This is a genomic window from Streptomyces sp. Alt3 (genome assembly GCF_030719215.1).
In the GTDB taxonomy this organism is placed as follows: Bacteria; Actinomycetota; Actinomycetes; order Streptomycetales; family Streptomycetaceae; genus Streptomyces; species Streptomyces glycanivorans.
Genome location: NZ_CP120983.1, coordinates 5502010 through 5524191, shown reverse-complemented (window position 1 = coordinate 5524191; position 22182 = coordinate 5502010). Strand labels below are relative to the sequence as shown.

The window sequence follows — 22182 nt, the reverse complement described above, 5'->3', positions numbered from 1 at the left end:
GCCGTCCTTGTGCGCCGAGTGGACCACGGTGCCCGGCATCAGCTGGTGCTCAGTCGTGCGCGCCAGCCACGGAGCTCCCTGCGCAGCCGCCGGACGATACGCCGCGGCGTGGACGGCTGCTCCGGCGCGGACCGCAGGATGCGCTTCGGCCTGGTGACCCGGTCGGTGCCGTGCCAGTCGGGCACGGTGACCTGGTAGTCGGCGTCCCGGAGCCCGGCCTCCTCGTCCCGGAAGTGCGGATAGGCGAGGAAGAGCTTGTCGCCCTTGTCCGAGCTGACCAGGTCCGGGACCTTCTTGGCCCGCAGGAATTCCAGTACGTCGGCGAGCAGGTCGAGGCGGCCGCGCGCGACACAGGCGAGCCTGAGCCGCTCGGCCACCTTGATCTTGCGGGCCACACCGTTCGTCCAGTAGCTCCGCATCAGAGGAGCCGCGAGTTCCATCTTGTGCCGCTGTTCCTCCTCCGGCTGCTTCAGGAGGCCGGGGGTGAACTGCTGGAGCATACCGACCGTGAAGGGTCTGACCATGAGGAAGTCACGCTTCGGCCCGGCCGGCTCCAGTCTGTGGATGAGCGCCATCATGGCTTCCATCGCGTCGAAGCGCAGGACGTAACTGCCCCTCTTGGTCGCGTGCTTGCCGTCGTCGCGGCCGACGAGGTGGTAGCAGGTGTAGTCGGCGATGACGGAGACTCCCGCACCGCGCAGATACGCCTCCATCGTGAAGAGGGCGTCCTCGCCGGTCTCGAGCCGTTCGTCGAAACGCAGGCCGATGCGCTCCAGCAGGTCGCGCCGGAAGAGCTTCTGCGCGCTGAGGGTGTATATGACCTTGGAGCGGTGGACGTCCACCCGCTCCTCGGTCCGCGACCACATCGACTTGGGCGCCCCCCTGTTGACGCCGATCACCTTGCCGAGGATCACGTCGGTGCCGGCCCGGTCACCCATCGCGACCATGCGCTCCAGGGCCTCCTCGCCGAAGTAGTCGTCCGCGTCGAGGAAGAAGACGTACCGGCCTCGGGCGAGGCCGAGACCGACGTTGCGCGGGCCGCTGGGGCCTCCTGAGTTCTCCTGGCGGACGACGCGCATGTCGATCGCGGTCCTGGCGGCGAACTCCTCCAGGTACTCCCCCGTGCCGTCGGTCGATCCGTCGTCGACGGCCACGATCTCCATGCGCCCGGCCGGAAGCGTCTGGGCCTCGACGGACTCCAGGCAGCGGACCAGGTACGGCATCGCTTCGTAGGCGCCGATGATCACGGTCACATCTGGCGTGTTGGTGGTAGCGGTGGTGCCCATCTCTCCCCGGTTCACACATAAGCGTATTCATCAGGAGAAACGATGGAACGACGGCACATAGCTGGTTCCCGGCACAGACACGCCGAACGGCCCGTACGTTCCCCTCCCCCAGAAGGAGACGGGCGGGCCGTCGTATGGGTTGCGTCGAAAATCGTACAAACTTCGACCGGATGCCGGCGAGGCGGATAACACCAGGTGAACGACCTGGCGCCCGGCCGGCCCCACCGAGTTCGGCGGGGCCGGCCGGACCCCGTGATCAGCGGACCGTCGTGGGACCCGCGCCGATTCCGGCGTCGGCCTCCGGGGCGTCAGGCTCGTCCGGATCGACTGCGGCGTCCGCCTCGGCGATGATCTCGGCCGTGCCGTCACCCGCACCGCTGGACGCCGCCTCGGCGTCCGGCAGGGGTGCCGGCGGCTGCTGCCCGCCCACACGCTGGGCGACGCCGGCGTTGCGGGTCTCGGCCTTGGCCGCGAGTGCCAGGACAGCGGCGTTGAACTGCTCCATGGAGGTCGGCTCGTCCGGACCCAGCAGGTAGGTCTTCAGCTCGTGACGGCCTTCGGCGAGCGGGTCCGACGCCGGGTCGGCGACGGACCGCAGCAGCTCGTCGATCTCCGCGGCGCTGTTGGAGAGGATGACGGCGGCCCTCACGGCGGTGTTCTGGCGCTTGAACTCGTCCGCACCGAGCTCGGCCGAGTCGGTGACCGCGTACGGCTTCCCGCTCGCGATGAAGTCGGACACCACGCTGGAGATGTCCGAGACCATGGCGTCGGACTGGTTGAAGCAGTCGTACAGCTTCGGCTGGGAGCCGGTCACCGTCTTGTGCTCCCACCAGCCGAAGGAACGCCAGTAGGCGTCGTTCCACTCGGCACGCAGGGTGGTGATCTCGGTCTGACGGGCCGGGTCGGCGAGCGAGAGGCGGGAGGCCTCCGACTCGTCGGCGCCCGCGCGTCCCGGCTTCGCGAGCTCCGCCAGGCGGCCCTCGATCCGGACCAGCTCCGCCTTCGCCTCCGCCTGTCCGGCAGCGGCGGCGGCAGCCTCCTTCACCCAGCGGGGATCGGCGGCGCGCTGCTGCGCGGAGGTGGCGATCAGGTTCTCGATCCGGGCGTTGACGGCCTTTGCCTTGGCGCTGCGGATACCGGTGAAGGGGTGCGGCTTGTAGATGACCCGGACCGGGCTGTCGGCCTTCAGCAGCCGGCGGACGATGTTCTCACCGGCGAGGAGGAGTGACGTGTTGCCCGGGTTGTCGTCCCAGCCCTCCCAGGTGGGGGCGTACAGCACCGTGGGGACGGGGTTCCGCGTGGTGCCGCTCCAGGTCTCGATCGGCGCCAGCTGCGGTCGTCCCACCTCGACGATGTCCTCGTCGCGGACACCGACATCGGCCAGGGCGTAACGGTCGCGGCCTGCGCGGCCCGCCGTCCACACCTCGTCGTACACCTTGGAGTACGGGTTGACGCTGGCCAGCTTGTCGCTGTCGCCGTGGCCGATGAAGACGTGCTTCATCGTCGGGACGCGCAGCATGTGGATGTTCTTGCCGACGTTGGCCGGATACAGGCACACCCGGACGCTGGAGAGGTCCATGTTCATCAGGTGGGTGCCCGCCGGCACGCAGACCACGGGCACGGCGGTGTCCGCGAGCTGCGACACGAGGTTGCGTTCGCGCATGACGATCAGCGGGCGGCCCTCGACTGCGGCCATGGTGTCCAGCCACATGTTGCCCTGGTAGGCGGACTCGCTGGAGCCGGAGAAGTAGAGCACGACGGTCGGCTGGTACTCGCCCAGCCAGGTGTCCAGGGCCTTCAGCACGGCGGGGGCGGAGGGCGCCCGCCTGTTCCGGCGCAGGTACGGGACGAGCACCGCGTTGTAGCCGAGGGCCAGCACCAGCGTCAGAGCGGCACCGGCGTACCCGATGACGTCCTCGCCCGTGCCCGCTGCGATCAGGACCCCCACCACAGCGGGGAGGTCGAGGTGCAGCATCTTCTCGCTGGCCCGGTGCAGCAGTGCGCGCGGAGGACCGTCCGGGATGCGGATGGAGTGCAGGTCCACGTTCCGGGTGACGATCGGCAGGGTGCGGCGCAGACGGATCAGCGTCGTCAGCGCGCCGTGCGGAGCCTGGAGACCGTAGAAGAGCAGGAAGCAGGCGACAGCTGCGTAGAAGAGAGGTTCCTGCGAGAGGTCCAGCCGGGCCAGGAGCAGGATGATCATCAGCTGACGGAGCAGGAAGCGGATGGACAGACCCGCCCGCACCTTTCCGAGCCTGTTGACCAGGTAACTGCCGCGCTGGTGCAGGAACCAGTCCGCGATGTACGTGACAGCCGTGGCCGCCGCGAAGAACCAGATATCAGGGACGAGAGCGGCGACCATGACGCAGGGATAACCCAGCATCATCAGTATCGCTGCCGCCAGTTCAGACCCACTGCCCACACGGGCCAGGCGGATGGCTGTGGAAATCACGAAGAACCTGCTCCAGGGGGTGCCGGTTGTTTCACGTATTGAGGGAAATGTGAAGGTGCGGCTTCACGCATTCGGGCCTCTGGAATCACTGTCGAGTGATTCCAGAGGCCCGAAAAAAAGCACATTTGTCAAGAATTATTACACATCTTCTTGACGGTCCAGCACCGAGGCCAGGGCCTGTTCGAATCCAGACGCCTCCGCGACGTCACGGGTCGGGTCCTGCTGCCGTACGTCGATGACGTGGCCCGTCATCGCGGACAGGAGGACGTCGAGCGAGGTGCGCGCCACGGCCTCCGAGGAGAGCAGCGAGCCCTCCGGCTCCTGGCCGAACGCCTTGGTCCGCATGGGGGTGGCGGTGCGCTCCGGGTTCACGCAGTTGACCCGGACGCCCTCGCCCGCCCACTCGTCGGCGAGCGCCTGAGTGAGGTTCACCATCGCGGCCTTGGTGGAGGAGTAGAGGCTGTACTCGGCACGGCCCCGGGTGTAGCTGCTGGAGGTGTACAGGAGCAACTGCCCCTGGGTCTCCGCCAGGTACTTGTACGAGGCGCGGGCGATCTGCACGGGCGCCAGGTAGTTGACGTTCAGCGCTTCCTGGATCGTCGTGTTGTCCGTCTCGGCCAGCTTGCCGATGCGCAGCACACCCGCGGTGTTGATGACGTAGTCGATGCGGCCGGTCTCCGCGTAGGCCTTCGACAGCGCGTCGTCGATGTGCTCGGGGTTCTCCACGTGCGTACCGGTGGTGGAGCGGCCCAGGGCGTACACCTTGGCGCCGTACTGCTCGGCCAGCGTGCCGATGTCGGCGCCGATGCCGTACGAACCGCCGAAGACCACCAGGGTCTTGCCCGACAGCAGCTCACGGTAGGCGGCCTCGTCGGCCTGGCGCGGCGCCGCGGTGGAGGCCAGCTGGAAGAGCTTGTCCGTGATGAAGACGTCGACCGGCTGGGTGACCTTCATGTTGTACTCGTCGCCCGCGACCACGTGGATCGGCACGTCGGGGAGGTACCGCAGGACGACCGAGCAGTCGTCGGTGGCCTGGAAGTTCGGGTCGCCGGCCGCGACCTCGTACGCCTTGCGGATCGTGGACAGCTTGAACGCCTGCGGGGTCTGGCCGCGGCGCAGCCGGGACCGGTCCGGGACGTCGGTGATGAACTCGCCGTCCTCGCCGTGGGTTCGGGTCACGATGATCGTGTCGGCGGACGGGATGGCGACGTCGACGGCCTGGTAGCGGCCGAGGGCGTCGACGCAGTCCTTGATGACACGCTGCGACAGCAGCGGACGGACCGCGTCGTGGAAGAGGACGTTGCGGTCCTCACCCTCCGCGAGCCCCTCGCCGAGGGCCGCGATGGCACGCTCGGTGGTCTCGTTCCGGGTGCTGCCACCCTCGATGACCTTGATGACCTTGGTCAGCCCGGCCTTGGCGACGATCTTCTCGACGTCGGGCACGAAGCCCGGCGCCATCAGCACGATGACGTCGTCGATGTCCTCGGCGTTCTGGAAGATGGTCAGCGTGTGCTCGATGACGGCCTTACCGGCGATCTTCAGCAGCTGCTTGGGGATCGACAGGCCCACGCGTTGGCCGGTCCCACCGGCGAGCACGACCGCTGTGGTCCGGGGCTTGGCTTCATGCGGCACAGACACAGACGACCTACCTTGCGATGACAGGGGGGAACAGTGTGATGGTCGCACTCTCCGCGACCGTCTCGCAAGGCGGACGTTTACTGCCACTCGCCCCCGGGAAACCTGCGGTTCACCGTCTGGCCAGGCAGATTGGCTCCTCCGGGGCCCGACCCGAGCTGCCCGGCTACACAGATGTGTGACGCAATCTGCACATGAGCGGCCGCGCCGGGCCCGTCACCTGCCGGTTTCCGGTGGGATCCCGCCCCGGGCCCCCCGGTGCGCGAGCCCCGGAGCCCGCTGACGGATCGCCCGGGTCGTGCGGGGCCGGTGAAGCCCCGCACGACCCGTACGGGAGGTCCTGCGCCGTGGAGCGGAGTCCGCCCACGACGCGCGGCGCCCCTAGAAGGGGTCGAACTCGTCGTACTCGCGCTGCGGGTCGTCGCGCTCCGACTCGCGTTCGCGGCGTCGCTGAGCGGCGGGACGGGGCGCCTCCATGCGGTGGTCCTCACCTCGGCGGCCCAGCATCTCGGCGCCGGCGGCCATGGTCGGCTCCCAGTCGAAGACGACCGCGTTCTCCTCGGGGCCGATGGCCACGCCGTCGCCGGCCTGGGCACCCGCCTTGCGGAGCTGGTCCTCGACGCCGAGGCGGTTGAGCCGGTCGGCGAGGTAGCCGACGGCCTCGTCGTTGTTGAAGTCGGTCTGCCGGATCCAGCGCTCGGGCTTCTCGCCGCGCACGCGGTAGATGCCGTCCTCCTCGACCGTCACGGTGAAACCGGCGTCGTCGACGGCCTTGGGACGGATGACGATGCGCGTCGACTCCTCCTTCGGCTTCGTGGCCCGCGCCTCGGCGATGATCCCCGCCAGGGCGTAGCTGAGGTCGTTGAGGCCCTTGTGCGCGATGGCCGAGACCTCGAAGACGCGGTAGCCGCGCTCCTCCAGGTCGGGGCGGATCATGTCGGCCAGGTCCTGGCCGTCCGGGATGTCGACCTTGTTGAGCGCGACGATGCGCGGGCGGTCCTCGAGGCCGCCGTACAGCCGCAGCTCCTCCTCGATCATGTCCAGGTCGGAGAGGGGGTCACGGTCCGACTCCAGCGTGGCGGTGTCCAGGACGTGCACCAGGACGGAGCAGCGCTCGACGTGCCGCAGGAACTCCAGGCCGAGGCCCTTGCCCTGGCTGGCGCCCGGGATGAGGCCCGGGACGTCCGCGATGGTGTAGACGGTGGAGCCCGCGGTGACGACGCCCAGGTTGGGGACCAGGGTCGTGAACGGGTAGTCCGCGATCTTCGGCTTGGCCGCGGAGAGCACCGAGATCAGCGAGGACTTGCCGGCGCTCGGGTAGCCGACGAGCGCGACGTCGGCGACGGTCTTGAGCTCCAGGACGATGTCCCGGCTCTCGCCCGGCTCGCCGAGCAGCGCGAATCCGGGCGCCTTGCGACGGGCGGAGGCCAGCGCGGCGTTGCCGAGGCCGCCGCGGCCGCCCTGGCCCGCGACGAAGGTGGTGCCCTGACCGACGAGGTCGGCCAGTACGTTGCCGGCCTTGTCGAGGACGACGGTGCCGTCCGGGACGGGCAGCACGAGGTCCTGACCGTCCTTGCCCGAACGGTTGTCGCCCGCGCCGGGCTGGCCGTTCGTGGCCTTGCGGTGAGGGTGGTGGTGGTAGTCGAGCAGAGTGGTGACGGCCTGCTCGACGACGAGGATCACGTCGCCGCCGCGTCCGCCGTTGCCCCCGTCGGGGCCGCCCAGCGGCTTGAACTTCTCACGGTGCACGGAGGCCACGCCGTGGCCTCCGTTACCCGCGGCGGCATGCAGCTCGACGCGGTCCACGAAGGTGGTCATGGTGGGGCCTCCAGGTACTGCGGAAAAATACGGATTGTCTCTTGACGTAACGCGCCGAGGGCGGACCCGCTTCCCCGGATACCGGGAAAGCTGAGATCCGCCCTCGGAAGGTGCTGCGACGTTCAGCCGTTGCCTGGATCAGGCAGCGACGGGAACGATGTTCACGACCTTGCGGCCACGGTGCGTACCGAACTCCACCGCACCGGCGGTCAGCGCGAACAGCGTGTCGTCGCCGCCACGGCCGACGCCCGTGCCCGGGTGGAAGTGGGTGCCGCGCTGGCGGACCAGGATCTCACCGGCGTTGACGGCCTGACCGCCGAAGCGCTTCACGCCGAGCCGCTGAGCATTGGAATCGCGCCCGTTCCGAGTGGACGATGCGCCCTTCTTGTGTGCCATGTCTCCTCAGTCCCTTACTTCGCAGCCGCGGGGATACCGGTGACCTTGATCGCCGTGTACTGCTGGCGGTGACCCTGGCGACGGCGGTAACCCGTCTTGTTCTTGTAGCGAAGGATGTCGATCTTCGCGCCCTTGTGGTGGTCCACGATCTCGGCCTGGACCTTGATGCCGTCCAGCACCCACGGGTCGCTGGTCACGGCGTCGCCGTCGACAACGAGCAGGGTCGAGAGCTCGACCGTGTCGCCAACCTTGGCGGTGGAAATCTTGTCAACCTCAACGATGTCGCCGACAGCAACCTTGTGCTGGCGACCACCGCTGCGCACGATGGCGTACACGCGGATCTCTCTCTCACTCGGAACGGATCCCCTGATGCCAGCCGCCCGCACGGGCCGGGGCCCACGACAGTCCGGAAGGATGAGCGGCCTCCCCCGGGGACGGATCACCGGGAGGGATGTGCTCAGGGGGTAGGCGCACAGAAACACGCCGAGAGTCAAGATTACGGGGGCGCACCCCGGAGGGTCAAACCGGGTCCCGCCCGTCGCCTCCGCCCGGACAGGACCCCTGGGGCGACCGTACGATTTGCCCTGATCCGTCCCACGAAAGGTGCTGCACGTGAACTACAGGGTCCAGCCCACCGCCCAGGTCGACGAGAGTGCCGAGATCGGGGAGGGCAGCAGTGTCTGGGATCTCGCCCAGATCCGCGAGGGGGCCAGGCTCGGCGAGGGCTGTGTGGTGGGCCGCGGGGCGTACGTGGGCACGGGCGTGAGGATCGGCGACAACGTCAAGCTGCAGAACTACGCCCTGGTCTACGAGCCGGCCGAACTCGGTGACGGCGTCTTCGTCGGCCCCGCCGTGGTCCTCACCAACGACCGCAACCCGCGGTCCGTCGGCCCCGAAGGACGGCAGAAGCGCGGCGGCGACTGGGAGGCCGTGGGTGTGACGGTGGCCGAGGGCGCCTCGCTCGGCGCCCGGTCCGTGTGTGTCGCGCCCCTGCGCATCGGCCGGTGGGCGATGGTGGCGGCGGGCGCCGTCGTGACCCATGACGTCCCTGACTTCGGCCTGGTCGTGGGCGTGCCGGCCCGCAGGGTCGGCTGGGTGGGGCGCAGTGGTGTCTCCCTCGTCGAGCGCGCCGACGAGCCGGGCGTCTGGGAGTGCCCGGAGACCGGAGCGCTCCACGACGAGGCCGGTGGCGCCCTCACGGAGCGCACCACCGGCCGAGGTCTCTGACCCGGGACCGCCTGCGGACTCCCCCGGCGGATCCCGCTGAGGTCAGCCGCCGATCACCACCCTGCGCACTCCCTTCCACAGGTCCGGGTCCGTCGTGCGGCGGCCGTCGACGAGGACACGGACGTCCGGCAGGGCGTCCGCGGACAGCTCGCGGTACCCGGGGTGGTCGGTCTGGAGGATCGCCGCGGTGACGGTCTGGTCCTCGTGCGGGACGAGGCCCAGGGCCCGCAGCTCGTCGGGCCCGTACAGGGGGTCCGAGACGAAGGCCACCGCGCCGCGCTCCCGGAGCGCCTCGACCACGCCGAAGACGCCGGAGAACGCGGTCTCCTTGACACCGCCGCGATAGGCGGCGCCCAGTACCAGGACCCCGACGCCCTCCAGGTCGCCGTAGGCGGCGGCCAGCAGGTCGACGGCGTGGCGGGGCATCGCGGCGTTGGCCTCGCGGGCCGCCCGCACCACGGTCGCGTCCGGGTCGTTCCACAGGTACATCTGCGGGTAGACCGGGATGCAGTGGCCGCCGACGGCGATGCCGGGCCGGTGGATGTGGCTGTAGGGCTGGCTGTTGCAGGCGTCGATGACCTGCTCGACGTCGATGCCGTGCAGGCCGGCGAAGCGGGCGAACTGGTTGGCCAGACCGATGTTGACGTCCCGGTAGGTGGTCTCGGCGAGCTTCGCCAGCTCGGAGGCCTCCGCCGTACCGAGGTTCCAGACTCCGTTGCGACGGGGCAGGTCGTCACGCTCGTCGAAGTCGAGCACGGTCTCGTAGAACTCGACGCCCCGCAGCGTCGACGCCTCGTCGATACCGCCGACAAGCTTGGGGTAGCGCCGCAGGTCGGCGAAGACGCGGCCGGTCAGGACCCGTTCCGGGGAGAAGACGAGGGGGAAGTCGCGCCCCGGGGTGAGCCCGGATCCTTCCGCGAGCATCGGCGCCCAGCGCGTACGGGTGGTGCCGACCGGCAGGGTGGTCTCGTAGCTGACAAGGGTGCCGGGCCGCAGGCCCGCGGCGACGGCCTTCGTCGCCGCGTCCATCCAGCCGAAGTCCGGGGTGCCCCCGGCGTCCACGAACAGCGGGACGACGATCACGACGGCGTCGGACGCCGCGACCGCGGCCGTGGTGTCCGTCGTCGCGGAGAGCAGCCCCGCGCCCACCGTCTCCTCGATCCTGGCAGCCAGGCCGTGCTCGCCGGGGAACGGCTCGGTGGCCGCGTTCACCAGTGCGACGACCCTCTCGTCGACGTCCGCCCCGATGACCGTGTGGCCTTTGGCGGCGAACTGCACGGCGAGCGGGAGCCCGATCTTGCCAAGGGCGACTACACAGATGTTCATCGGCTTCGCTTCCTCTTCGGTCTCAACAGCCTCCACAGCCTGGTACCCGGTCCGTTCCGGGACTCCACCAGTGGAGCTGTCGTGATCACGAGCCGGCCCTTGGTGTTCGGCCTCGCCGCGACCCGGTGGGGCACGGCCTCGCCCCAGCGGCGGGCCAGCGGCATGGGCCGCCCCTCGGTTCGCACCGGGATCTCGTAGGTCGACCCCGCGACGTCGACGTAGACGCGGACCCCTTTCGTGGCCAGGACCGCGGGGACCGGGACGCGGGCGTGGACCTGTGTGCCGAGGCCGTCCGCGGTCGCCACGAAGGTGAAGTCGCCGGGTGCCGGTGGACGTCCGTCCCCGCCGGGCAGCCGGCGGGCGCCCGCCCGGTCCGCGCTCTGCGGCATGGCGCCCTGCACCAGGGCGACCACCAGGGAGTCCACGTCCCCGACGACCCGGAGCCTCAGCCGCACGACGAGCCGGAGTTCCTCACCGCTCTGTTCCCAGTCGGCCGACTCCAGCTCCGTACCCGCCGCGAGCCTGCCCGCCACCGTCTCGCCGAGGACCTCGTAGTACCGGTCGTCCAGTCCCACGCCGGGGTCCCTGAAGCCCGGGTGGACGGCGAAGGCGCGATCGCCCTCCAGCCGGAAGGGCGGGGCTCCGGAGGCGGCCTCGTCCGTGACGGCCCTGCTCAGGGCCTCCAGGGCCCCGCTCCCCGCCAGCCCGAAGCGGACCCGGCGCTTCACGCCCGTACCGTCGCGCAGCGCGTCGGTCCAGTACGCGTCCAGCAGCACGGACAGCCCTTCGCAGACGCGCCGCCGGGTGTCGGTGTCGAGCGCCGGGAAGTCCGTCAGCAGGAGCTTGGAGAGCTCCCAGGCGAAGTGCCGTGCGAGGAGCGCGTCCCGCCGAGGTCCGGCCGGGACGAGACCGGCCACGTGGTCCATGATCCGGGCGGTGCACCGCAGCCGGGCCAGGTGGTCGGCCCGGTAGGTGATGTTGCTCGCGTCGCCACGCTTGACGGCGTAGTAGCAGATGTAGTCGGCGAGCACCGAGATGCGGCGGGCGCGCACGCACGCCTCGATGGTGAACGGCTGGTCGCTGCCGACGGGCAGGTCCTCCGGGAAACGCAGGTGGTGCTTCTCCACCAGGTCGCGCCTGAACAGCTTGGTGTTCGCCAGGGTGAACGGCAGGGGTGAGTCGTACAGGCTGACGTCGGGGGCGTTGCGGGCGTACAGCTTCTGGTGCACGTACCGTCCGCCTACTCCGACCATCCGGCCCGCGACGACGTCCGATTCGTAGGTGTCCGCACAGGCCACCAGCCGCTCCAGCGCCTCCTCGCCCAGGTGGTCGTCGGAGCCTACGAAGAAGACGTAGCGTCCGGTGGCCTTGTCCAGGGCGCGGTTGCTCGGGGCGGCGGGACCACCGGAGTTGGGCTGGCGCAGCACCGTCACGACCGCCGGGTACCGTTCTGCGAACCGGTCGAGTTCCCTCGCGCTGTCGTCCGTGGAGCCGTCGTCGACCGCGATCACCTCCAGGCGTTCCGGCCCGATGCTCTGCTTCACCAGGGAGTTCAGGCACTCCGTCAGGTAGGGCATCGTGTTGTACACGGCGACGATCACGGTGACGTCGGGGCACGCCGTCATGAGGTCACCGGTGCCATCCGTTCGCCCACCGGTGCGCGCGCGCCCTCGACGAGCCGGGAGTACACGCTGTCGAGGACGGCCGCCTGCGCCTCCCAGGTCCACTCCGCGAGCATGCCCGGCCGGTGGTAGGCCTCGCGGTAGCGCCGGGGGTCGGCGAGGACCGCGGTCACCGCCCGCACGTAGTCCGTGACGTCCTCAGCGGTGAAGACCTCTCCCTGCCCGGTCGTGGTGGCCATCGCGCCCATCGTCCGGACGTCACTGACGACGAGGGGCAGCCGGGCGTGGGAGTACTCGAAGAACTTGGTGATCAGGGCGATCTCGTGGTTCGGCCAGTGGTGGATCGGGATGACGCCGACGTCAGCCGCGGCCAGGTGGCGGACCACCTGGTCGTGCGGCACGTACGGCAGGATGTGCACACGGTCCTGCACGGCGAGTGCGACCGCCCGCTTCTTGAGTGCCTGCATGTAGAGCGAGTTGCCGCGCGGGACGACGAAGGCGACGTGGGTGCCCGGGAGCTGCGGCAGGGCCTCGACCATGATGTCGAGCCCTCTCTGCGGAGCGGCGGAGCCGCTGTAGACCGCCAGTGGCACCTGGGGTCCGATACCGCACAGCGCCCGCAGGTCGGGGACGGGCTCGAAGGCTCCTTCCGCGGGGGTCACGGTGTCGGGAGCGTTGAGCACCACCTCCGGGAGTTCCCGCAGCCCGTGGTGCTCGACCAGCATCTGCGCGAGGGTGGCCGACACGGTCGTGACGGCGTCCGCGTACTTGGCGTGTTCCCGCTCGTGGGCGCACTGGGCGACGTGCCAGCGCGGGTGCGGGTTCCAGGGCTTGATGCCGGGCAGGAACTCGTGTGCGTCCCACACGAGTTTCACGGTGCGGCCCCTGGCCTCGGCCCGCAGCTTGGCACGCGCGCCCACGCCGAGCATCCGGAAGTCGTTGGCGTGGATCAGGTCGGGTTCGAGGGAGTCGATGACCTTGCCGTAGGCGAGCTCCAGGTCCCACAGACCGGGGTCGAGCCGACGCCAGGCCCTCTCCCCCATCGCACGGACCCAGAAGGCCGTGGTGAACCGGTCGAGCGGGGTGTCCATGTCCTTGCGGCGGCGCTCCAGCGCAGCGGTGTGCCGGGCCCGCAGCCGGACCCACCGGTGCATGCCCCGGGACAGCAGACGTGTCGGCAGCAGCCTTGTCCGCGCGACGGCGGAGCCGGTCCGCCCGGTTTCGATGACCTGGAGGTTGAGCTCGGCGCGCCACGCCTTCATCCGCTGCTTGCGGTATTCGGCAAGTGGTCCCGGCGGGTAGGCGAGCGGAGCGCGGAGCACCGCCCGGCGGTATTCGTGGCGGCGTCGGTGCAGGGGCGTCGGGACCGGCAGCAGGCGGACCCGGGCCTCACCCAGCCGCCAGCTCCTGGCCTTCTTGTCGGGGGACTTGCCGAGGAGCACCACGTCCCAGCCTGCCGCGGCGGCCGACAGGGCCTCCTTCTGGACCCGGGAATCACCCTTCACCCCGTTCTCGACCAGCATGACGATCTTCCCGCGCAGGGGCGCCGCGACCGGGTGGTCATGCTCCATGGCGCACCGCCTCCTCCGCCTCGAAGACCACCGTGCGCCCGCTCCTGGCCGAGTCGAGCAGGGATGCGGCCACCTCCACGGTGCGCAGCCCCTGCCGCAGTGTGCAGATGTCGGAGGAGATGCCCTGCACGGCGTCCCGGAAGAGTTCGTGTTCGACGAGCAGGGGCTCACGCTTGGGGATCGCGTAACGGATCATGTCGCCCTCGGAGACGCCGCGGAACGCCCGCAGGGCTTCCCATTCGGTGGCGACCGAGGCGTTCGAGTAGAACGTCAGGTCGGCGGTCAGGGTGTCCGCGACGAGGCAGCCGCGCTCGCCGGTGACCGAGGTGAAGCGTTCCTTGAGCGGGCTCAGCCAGTTGACCAGGTGGTTGACCATGGTCCCGTCGGAGAGCCGGCCCACCGCGCTGACCATGTCCTCGTACGGCCGGCCGGACTTCGACACCGTGTGGGCCGCGATCGACACATAGCTCCGGCCGGTCATCCAGGCCGTCAGGTCGATGTCGTGGGTCGCCAGGTCCTTGATCACGCCGACGTCGGCGATGCGGTGCGGATAGGGCCCCTGACGTCTGGTCACCACCTGGTACACATCTCCGAGTTCGCCGGTCTCCAGGCGGCTGCGGAGCGAACGCAGGGCGGGGTTGCACCGTTCGATGTGGCCGACGCCCGCCGTCAGGTTCCGTGACTCGAAGGCGTCCACGAGACGCAGGGCGCCTTCGACGGAGTCCGCGAGCGGTTTCTCGACGAGCACGCACACTCCGGCCTCGGCGAGTCTCAGGCCGACTTCCTCGTGCAGGCCCGTCGGGCAGGCGACGACGGCGTAGTCGATGCCCATGGCGAGCAGGTCCTCGACGTCCGTCAGCACGGGAGCCCCCTGCGCCCAGCCGTTCTTGTCGCCCAGCGGGTCGACGACGCCTGCCAGGGTGACGCCTTCCAGGGCGGTGAGAACGCGGGCGTGGTGGCGGCCCATGGAGCCGAGACCGATCAGACCGGCCCGCAGTCCGGCGTTCACAGGATTACCTCCAGGGCGTTGACGGCGGCTGCCACACGCTTCAGGTCCTCCGCCGTGAGGGAGGGGTGCACGGGCAGGGAGACGACCTCGGCGGCGGCCCGCTCGGTCTCGGGGAGGTCCCAGAAGCGGCCCGCCTTCTGGTCCGGCTCCCAGTAGGGCTTCAGACGGTGGATCGGCGTCGGGTAGTAGACCGCGTGGCCGATGCCCGCCTCGGCGAGCTCCGCCATCGCGGCGTCCCGGACCCCGGGGACGCGCACGGTGTACTGGTGGTAGACGTGGCGGGCGCCCTCGGCGACGGGCGGCGTGGTGACCCCGGGGACGGTGATGTCCGCGTCGAGGTGGGCGGCGTTGGCCCTGCGCTGCTCGGTCCAGGCCCCGATCCTGGTGAGCTGTACCCGGCCGACGGCGGCGGACACGTCGGTCATCCGCATGTTGGCACCGACGATCTCGTTGGCGTAGCGCTGTTCCATGCCCTGGTTGCGCAGCAGGCGCAGGGTGCGCGCGAGTTCCGCGTCTCCCGTGGTGACCATGCCGCCCTCCAGGGCGTGCATGTTCTTGGTCGGGTAGAAGCTGAAGGCACCGCCCGTGCCGAAGGCGCCGACGGGGGTGCCGTTCAGGGCGGCGGCGTGCGCCTGGCAGGCGTCCTCGACCACGGCGAGGCGGTGCTTTCCGGCGACGCGCGTCAGCCGGTCCATCGCCGCCGGGTGACCGTAGAGGTGCACCGGCATGACCGCCGCGGTGCGTGGTGTGACCGCGGCTTCCACCGCGGCCGGGTCGAGGCCGAAGCTGTCCGGTTCGATGTCGGCGAACACGACCTCCGCGCCGGTCAGGCGTACCGCGTTCGCGGACGCCGCGAAGGAGAAGGAGGGGACGATCACCTCGTCGCCCCTGCCGATGCCCAGGGCGAGCAGGAGCAGGTACAGGGCCGAGGTGCCGGAGTTGACCGCGACGCAGTGCCGTCCGCCCACCAGGCCGGAGAACTCCTCCTCGAAGGCGGCGACCTCGGGGCCCTGCACGACACGGCCGCTTCGCATCACACGGACCGCGGCCGCGATCTCGGCCTCTCCGATGACGGGACTGGCTGCTGGAACAGGCTGCTGGTTGGTGTTCGTCATCGACGCCCTCCTTGACGAGTGCGCCGTTCGCGCGCCTCTCGCCCTGCCACACCAGGGATGCGTCGAATAATGACACATCAGACATATGGGGCGCAGGAAATGAGCGGCCGCGGCCGTCCGTCGCGAGGACGGCCGGTGAAACGCATGTGTCCCGCCCCGAAGTTCTCGGGGCGGGACACATGCGTGCGGACGAGCGTCAGACGGCCGTCGGGGGAACGGTCACTCGCTCTCCCCCGTACGCGCGGAAGCGGCTGCGGAGGGCGACGACTGCTCGGCGGCGACGGTCTTCCTCGCCGGTGCCTTCTTCGTCGTCTTCTTGGCGGCGGTCTTCTTCGCGACCGTCTTGGTGGCGGTCTTCTTGGCCGCCACCTTCTTGGCCGTGGCCTTCTTCGCGGTCTTCCGCGCCGCGGTCTTCTTGACCGGGGCTTCCGATTCCGCTTCCTCGGCTCCGGCGGTCCCGGGCGTGTCGGATCCGGTGTCCGCGACGACCACGGCCGCCGCCTCCTCGGTCCCGGCAGGCGACCCGGCCGGTGCGGTGACCTTGCGGGTCACCCGGCGGCGGGCACGCGGCGGGGCGGCGGGAGCGGACTCCTCGTCGGCAGCCGGGGCCTCGGACGCCTTGGTGTCCTCCGAAGGCGCGGGAGCCGGGGCCGCGGGGGCCTCGACGACCGGGTCCTCGACCGCGACGGGCTCCGCCGCGGGCTCGGCCGGCTGCACCGGAGGCGTCACGTCGGCCTGCTTGGGCGAGCCCGCCGGAGCGGTCGCCTTGCGGGTCGCCCTGCGACGCGTACGTGCCGGGGGCGCTGCCTCGGCCTCGGCGGCGGGAGCCTCCACCGGTGCCTCGGCGACCGGTTCGGGCTGCGGCTTCTCCTCGGCCACCGGGGCCGCGGGAGCGGTCTCGGCGGCAGGAGCGGTCTCGGCGACACGGGCGGGAGCGCCGGCCGGAGCCGTCGCCTTGCGGGTCGCGCGCCGGCGGCCACGGCCGCGCGTCGCGGCAGCCTCGGCCTCGGCCGCGCTGCTGTACAGCTCCTCGTCGGCCACGAACTCCGGCTCGGGCAGGGCCACCGGGGCGGCGACCTCGGCGGCCACCTCGGCCTCGGTCTCGACCTCGGCCGGCTGCTCGGCGTGCGCGTGCTCCTGGCCGTGCTCGTGCTCGTGCCCGGCGCCACGGCCGCGCTTCTTGGACCGCTTGCCGCCACCGCCGCCCGCGGACGTGGGCTGCTCCATGTGGACGATCACACCGCGCCCGTTGCAGTGGACACAGGTCTCGGAGAAGGACTCCAGCAGGCCCTGGCCCACCCGCTTGCGGGTCATCTGGACCAGGCCCAGCGACGTGACCTCGGCGACCTGGTGCTTCGTGCGGTCGCGTCCCAGGCACTCCAGGAGCCGCCGCAGGACCAGGTCCCGGTTGGACTCCAGCACCATGTCGATGAAGTCGACGACGACGATGCCGCCGAGGTCGCGCAGCCGCAGCTGGCGCACGATCTCCTCGGCCGCCTCCAGGTTGTTCTTGGTGACGGTCTCCTCGAGGTTTCCGCCCTGGCCGGTGAACTTGCCGGTGTTGACGTCGACGACCACCATCGCCTCGGTCTTGTCGATCACCAGGGAGCCGCCGCTCGGCAGGTAGACCTTGCGGTCCAGCGCCTTCATCAGCTGCTCGTCGATGCGGTACGTCGCGAAGACGTCGACCTCGGACGTCCAGCGCGAGAGGCGGTCCGTCAGGTCCGGCGCCACGTGCGAGACATAGCCGTGGATGGTCTCCCAGGCGTCGTCACCGCTGACGATCACCTTCGAGAAGTCCTCGTTGAAGATGTCCCGGACGACCCGGACGGTCATGTCCGGCTCGCCGTAGAGCAGGGTCGGCGCGTTGGAGCTGCTGGTGCTCTTCGCCTTCTTCTGGATCTCTTCCCACTGCTGCTGCAGCCGCTCGACGTCACGGCGCAGCTCGTCCTCGCTCGCGCCCTCGGCGGCGGTGCGCACGATGACGCCCGCGTCCTCGGGGACGATCTTCTTGAGGATCGTCTTCAGCCGGGCGCGCTCGGTGTCGGGCAGCTTGCGGCTGATGCCGGTCATCGAGCCCTCGGGCACGTAGACCAGGTAACGGCCGGGCAGCGAGACCTGGCTGGTCAGGCGGGCGCCCTTGTGGCCGATCGGGTCCTTCGTCACCTGGACGAGGACGGACTGGCCGGACTTCAGCGCGGTCTCGATACGGCGCGGCCCGTGGGCCATGCCGAGTGCCTCGAAGTTGACCTCGCCCGCGTACAGGACGGCGTTGCGGCCCTTGCCGATGTCGACGAACGCGGCCTCCATGGAAGGCAGTACGTTCTGCACCTTGCCCAGGTAGACGTTGCCGACGTAGCTGGTCGCCTGCTCCTTGTTGACGTAGTGCTCGACGAGCACGTTGTCCTCGAGGACGCCGATCTGGGTGCGCTCGCCGCTCTGGCGGACGACCATGACACGCTCGACGGCCTCACGGCGGGCCAGGAACTCGGCCTCGGTGATGATCGGGACGCGACGGCGGCCCTGCTCACGCCCCTCGCGGCGGCGCTGCTTCTTGGCCTCCATACGGGTCGAGCCCTTGATGGACTGGACCTCGTCGAAGCCGGTGCCGGGCTCGCGCTCGGCCTCCTTCTTGCGGGGCTCACGGACCTTGACGACGGTGCGCTCCGGGTCGTCCGTGCCCGTGGCGGTGTCCTCACCGGAGGCGTCCCCGCTGCGACGGCGACGGCGACGGCGGCGACGGCTGCTGCTGGAGCCCGACGCGGACTCGTGCTCGTCGTCCTCGTCGTCGTCCTGCGACTGCTGCGGCTCGTCCTCGGAGTGGTCAGCGGCGCTGTCGTCCTGGTGCTCCGCGTCGTCCATGTCGTTGGCCTCACCGCGACGGCGACGGCGGCCACCACGACGGCGACGGCGCGAGGGCCGGTCCCCGTACTCGTCCGTCTCGTCGCCCTCGTGCTCGGCGTCCGTCTCGGACTCCTGCTCGTCCTCGGCGGTGACGGCGGGCTGCTCGGCCGGAAGCGTGACCGGGGTGGCGGCCGGCTCGGTCTCGACGGCCTCGCCACGACGGCGGCGACGACGGCGCGAACCACCCTGAGGTGCGGACTCGGACTCGGCGGGCGCGGCCTCGGCGGGCTGCTCGGCCTTGCGCGGCGCGCGATCGGCGGTCCGCTGCTCCTCGGCCTCGTCGCTCTCGTCGTACGCGGTGGCGGGGCCCGCGGCGGCGGCCGCGGCAGCGGCGGTCTCCGGGGTCTGGAACATCGGCTCGGCGAAGACCGGGGCCTGGAACACGGCCACGGCGGGGCGCGCCGCGCGACGGCCCTTGCGGGCGGGCTCCTCGGCCTTGCCGGTGAATTCGGGACGGCCCGCGGCGGCGGTGGCCCGGCGGCGCTGACGGCCTCGCGGCGCGGCCTCCTCGACCTGCTCGGTCTCGGTGGCCAGCTCCTCGGCGACGGCGGCGGGAAGACTCTCGGCCTTCTCGGCGGCGACCTCGGCGGCCTCCTCGGCGGGCTGCGGGGAACCGGCCGGCGCGCTCGCCTTACGGGAGGCGCGGCGACGGGTACGCGCCGGCGGCGCGGACTCGGCGGGCTCCTCCTCGCGGGCGGGCTCTTCCTCGCGGGCAGGCTCGACGGCGGGCTCGGTCACCGGCTCGGTGACGGTCTCGGCCGGGGCCTCGGCGGCCTGCGCACCCTGCGGCGCACCGGCCGGAGCCGACGCCCGGCGGCGCTGACGGCCTCGCGGGGCGGCCACGGGCTCGGCAGCGACCTCGGGCTCGGCCTCGGCCTCGGGAGCCTTCACGGGCTCGGCCACGGCGGTTTCCTGCGTGACGGTCTCGGCGGACCGGGGCGCGCCCGCGGGAGAGGTGGCCTTACGTGTGGCGCGGCGACGGCCGCGGGGGGCCTCCGCGACGGGGGCCTCGGTGGTCTCCTCGGCCTCTTCCTCGGCCGGAGCGGTCTCGGCGACCGGCTCCACGACCTCGGCGGCCTGCGGCGCACCCGCCGGAGCGGTCGCCTTACGGACCGCACGACGACGCGGACGCGCCGGCGGCGCGGCCTCGGCCGCCTCGGTGGTCTCCTCGGCCTCCTGCTCGGCCGGAGCGGTCTCGGCGACCGGCTCCACGACCTCGGCGGCCTGCGGCGCACCCGCCGGAGCGGTCGCCTTACGGACCGCACGACGACGCGGACGCGCCGGCGGCGCGGCCTCGGCTTCGGGCTCGGGTGTTACGACGTCGGCGGCCGGTACGGCAGGGGTGACGTCCTCGGGGGCGGCCGTACCCGGCGGGCCCGCGGGGCGGGAGGCGGCGCGGCGCCTGCGGCGCGGCGGCAGCTTGTCCCCGGGGGCGTTGTTGTCCTCCGCGTTCGCGGGGTTTCCGGTGGTACCGGCTTCGTTCGGCTCGTGCATGCGGGCGGTTCTCCCGTCGCGCTCCCGGGCGCCACGCCTGATTCCGGTCCGACGCGATGCGCGTGATGTACGCGCTACCGCCGTCCGGGGCGCGGGCGCCGCACGGGAGCTGATGTCTGGCTCGCCGGTTCCGTACGCGCTACGCACGGCCTGGCGAAAGTCTTATGGGGCGGTGCGCGGCCCGACCCAGGTGGCTCCCGAGTCCAAGGGCTGCGCTACAACGACCGCCTTACGCGGAACCTGCACCTTCAGGCGCCGTCGCGGCGGCTGCCGGATCGGCCGTGGTAACGGCCGGGGCTGCCTCGCGGTCGGGCGCGAGCGGGTCGGTCACCGTGCCGGACTCCTCGTCGAAGAGCCCCTGCGCCAGCCTGGTCACCGCAGCGGGGACCGGCGGCGTTAGGTCGGCCACAGCTCGGAGACCGGACAGGACGTCGTCGGGTCGCACGGCAGGTGTCACGTGCCGCACTACCAGCCGCAGTATCGCACAGGGCCCGTCCCCGGACCTATCAGGCTGTGGATCAAGGGCCTGCAGACCGACGACGGCGGCACGGGCGTCGAAGGTCCTCATGCCGTTCTTGGCACGGCGCTGGACCTCGACGGTCTCGGCGTCCATGAAGGCGGTGACGGCCTTCTCCGCATCCTCGACCGGTACGCCGTCCAGCCGCATCTCCCATACGGAGGCGGTCAGCCGGTCGGCGAGGCCGGAGGTACGGGCCTCCACGGCGTCGACGACGTCGAGCCCGTCGGGCATCGACGCGTCGAGCAGTTCGCGGAGGACGTCCGGATCCCGCGCCTCGGTGAGGGCGATCTCCAGGAACTCGGCCTCGCTTCCCGTACCCGTGGGGGCGGCGTTGGCGTACGACACCTTCGGGTGCGGGGTGAAACCGGCCGAGTAGGCCATGGGCACCTCGGAGCGGCGCAGCGCCCGCTCGAAGGCACGCTGGAAGTCTCTGTGACTGGTGAACCGGAGGCGGCCCCGCTTGGTGTAGCGCAGTCGGATGCGCTGCACCGCCGGTGCGGGCGGCGGGCCTTCGGGCTGTCGCTTGCCCAGTGGTTCTTCTCCTCGGTGCGGGGCGGCCGCGTCGGCGAGCCGCCCACGAAATACGGGGTGCCCCGGGGTGCCGCTCCGGCTCACCCCCGCTCGACGGTTTTGTCGGCGAGCAGGGAGATCTCGGGCGCGGGCGCCGCGCTGGGGACAGTCGTTGTCCTACCCAGGGTACGCGCAGCGGACCCTCCGAGTTCCCGCGCGTCCGTGACCTGCGGTGCTCCGACCAGAGCGCGCCAGGCGTCCCGGCGCGCGGAGCGGAGTGTCTCCCGCGCCGAGGCCAGGACGCCGCGGGCTGCGCGTGCCGCCTCCGCCGCGGCGCGCCGGGTCGGGGCCCAGACCGCGTCGCGCAGGAAGTGGCCCACCGGTGTGCACAGGGTGCGGTAGGCCCAGGCCACCGGCGCACCGACCAGGTGCCGGGCCAGCCATGCCAGTGCCCGGCCGACGGCGCGCGACACGAAGCCGGCCACCCGCCAGGCGACGCCGAAGGCCGCCGCGATCTCCCGGCCCACCGGGGCGAGGACCCGCCGGTGGAGCCATACGAGGGGCCGAACGAGCAGCGTCATGACCAGCCACACCACACCGGCCCACGTCCCCCGCCCGACAGCCGCGAGGCCCCGCCCGATCATCTCCGCCGCCCACGCGGCCCCGAGGCCCACCGGGGTCAGCACGTACCGGTACACCAAGGAGAGGGGCAGGAGGAACAGGTGGGTGACGAGCCAGTCCGCCGCGATGCCCGAAGGCCGCAGGAGGTACCGCCACACGCCGATGGCCGGCCACACCAGGAAGAAGGTGACGAGTCCGGACACCGCCGGCACGAGCAGCCTGGCGTAGGTCCATCGCAGGCCGTGCCCGAGCGGGGTCAGCAGGTTCTCGTACAGCCACACCAGCGGGAGCGCGACCCCGTAGCGGGCGACCGGGACGGCGACGTACCGCCACAGGCCCACCCAGGGCCACACGAGAAGAGCCACGGTCAGCCACGTGAGGGCCCTGCCGACCGGGGCGAACACCTGGTCGTACAGCCACTCCAGCGCCCGTCCCAGGGGGCGGAGCAGTACCCGCTGCAGGACGCGGCCGCCCGCGGTGAGGAGGTCCCACAGCATGCGCACGGGCAGGACCAGGACCAGCACCACGATCCGCACCGGGATTCTGACCAGGACCGTCAGACAGCCCTCCCCGCCTTCGTACGGCGCCGGTGTGCGGTGCTGCTTCTCGAGGTCCATGCGGGGAATGACGCGAACGCCCGGCCCAGGGTTTCCCGGGCCGGGCGTTCGTCACCGGT

The 22182-nt window shown here is 71.2% G+C and carries 15 protein-coding genes; 1 reads left to right on the top strand and 14 read right to left on the bottom strand.

Going from position 1 to position 22182, the window contains the following annotated elements; genetic code table 11:
• Positions 1–38 precede the first annotated feature (38 nt).
• The 6 genes from P8A20_RS24235 to rplU all read right to left on the bottom strand — a co-directional run bounded on the left by P8A20_RS24235 (position 39) and on the right by rplU (position 7922).
• Positions 39–1286: a glycosyltransferase family 2 protein gene (locus tag P8A20_RS24235; protein ID WP_147963402.1), complete on the bottom strand. Its 1248-nt coding sequence runs from the start codon at positions 1284–1286 to the stop codon at positions 39–41.
• A 256-nt stretch (positions 1287–1542) separates the two neighbouring features.
• Positions 1543–3738 (bottom strand): hypothetical protein, encoded by a 2196-nt coding sequence (locus tag P8A20_RS24230; protein ID WP_147963403.1) that lies wholly within the window; start codon positions 3736–3738, stop codon positions 1543–1545.
• Positions 3739–3876: 138 nt separating this feature from the next.
• On the bottom strand, positions 3877–5376 hold the full coding sequence (locus P8A20_RS24225) for a bifunctional cytidylyltransferase/SDR family oxidoreductase (protein WP_147963404.1): 1500 nt from the start codon (positions 5374–5376) through the stop codon (positions 3877–3879).
• Positions 5377–5754: 378 nt separating this feature from the next.
• A complete protein-coding gene (gene obgE / locus P8A20_RS24220; protein WP_147963405.1) occupies positions 5755–7191 on the bottom strand; it encodes a GTPase ObgE in 1437 nt (478 codons plus the stop codon).
• 138 nt (positions 7192–7329) lie between these two features.
• Positions 7330–7587: a 50S ribosomal protein L27 gene (gene rpmA, locus P8A20_RS24215; RefSeq protein WP_014045902.1), complete on the bottom strand. Its 258-nt coding sequence runs from the start codon at positions 7585–7587 to the stop codon at positions 7330–7332.
• 14 nt (positions 7588–7601) lie between these two features.
• Entirely contained in the window at positions 7602–7922 is a 321-nt protein-coding gene (gene rplU / locus P8A20_RS24210) for a 50S ribosomal protein L21 (protein ID WP_015577124.1), read from the bottom strand.
• Positions 7923–8199: 277 nt separating this feature from the next.
• On the opposite strand from rplU, the gene P8A20_RS24205 reads away from it, so the two are divergent.
• On the top strand, positions 8200–8814 hold the full coding sequence (locus P8A20_RS24205; RefSeq protein WP_306104256.1) for an acyltransferase: 615 nt from the start codon (positions 8200–8202) through the stop codon (positions 8812–8814).
• Positions 8815–8856: 42 nt separating this feature from the next.
• Here P8A20_RS24205 and P8A20_RS24200 read toward each other — a convergent pair whose 3' ends face one another.
• From P8A20_RS24200 to P8A20_RS24165, 8 genes are all read right to left on the bottom strand, one after another.
• The gene (locus tag P8A20_RS24200) at positions 8857–10140 is read right to left on the bottom strand and encodes a nucleotide sugar dehydrogenase (RefSeq protein ID WP_306104255.1); all 1284 of its coding nucleotides are present in this window, start codon (positions 10138–10140) and stop codon (positions 8857–8859) included.
• The gene (locus tag P8A20_RS24195; protein WP_147963408.1) at positions 10137–11765 is read right to left on the bottom strand and encodes a glycosyltransferase family 2 protein; all 1629 of its coding nucleotides are present in this window, start codon (positions 11763–11765) and stop codon (positions 10137–10139) included. Before P8A20_RS24195 ends, P8A20_RS24200 begins: the two co-directional genes overlap by 4 nt.
• On the bottom strand, positions 11762–13333 hold the full coding sequence (locus tag P8A20_RS24190) for a glycosyltransferase family 4 protein (RefSeq protein ID WP_261988975.1): 1572 nt from the start codon (positions 13331–13333) through the stop codon (positions 11762–11764). The genes P8A20_RS24195 and P8A20_RS24190 overlap by 4 nt, the downstream gene beginning before the upstream one ends.
• Complete coding sequence (locus P8A20_RS24185) at positions 13323–14300, bottom strand: Gfo/Idh/MocA family protein (protein ID WP_371606790.1); 978 nt, start codon at positions 14298–14300, stop codon at positions 13323–13325. Before P8A20_RS24185 ends, P8A20_RS24190 begins: the two co-directional genes overlap by 11 nt.
• Positions 14301–14338: 38 nt before the next feature.
• A complete protein-coding gene (locus tag P8A20_RS24180) occupies positions 14339–15457 on the bottom strand; it encodes a DegT/DnrJ/EryC1/StrS family aminotransferase (RefSeq protein WP_147963410.1) in 1119 nt (372 codons plus the stop codon).
• Positions 15458–15676: 219 nt separating this feature from the next.
• A complete protein-coding gene (locus tag P8A20_RS24175; RefSeq protein WP_306104254.1) occupies positions 15677–19855 on the bottom strand; it encodes an Rne/Rng family ribonuclease in 4179 nt (1392 codons plus the stop codon).
• A gap of 229 nt (positions 19856–20084) precedes the next feature.
• A complete protein-coding gene (locus P8A20_RS24170; RefSeq protein ID WP_147963412.1) occupies positions 20085–20864 on the bottom strand; it encodes a TIGR03936 family radical SAM-associated protein in 780 nt (259 codons plus the stop codon).
• A gap of 122 nt (positions 20865–20986) precedes the next feature.
• Positions 20987–22123, bottom strand: coding sequence for a phosphatidylglycerol lysyltransferase domain-containing protein (locus tag P8A20_RS24165; protein ID WP_306104253.1), 1137 nt, complete (start codon positions 22121–22123; stop codon positions 20987–20989).
• Between the last annotated feature and the right edge of the window lie 59 nt (positions 22124–22182).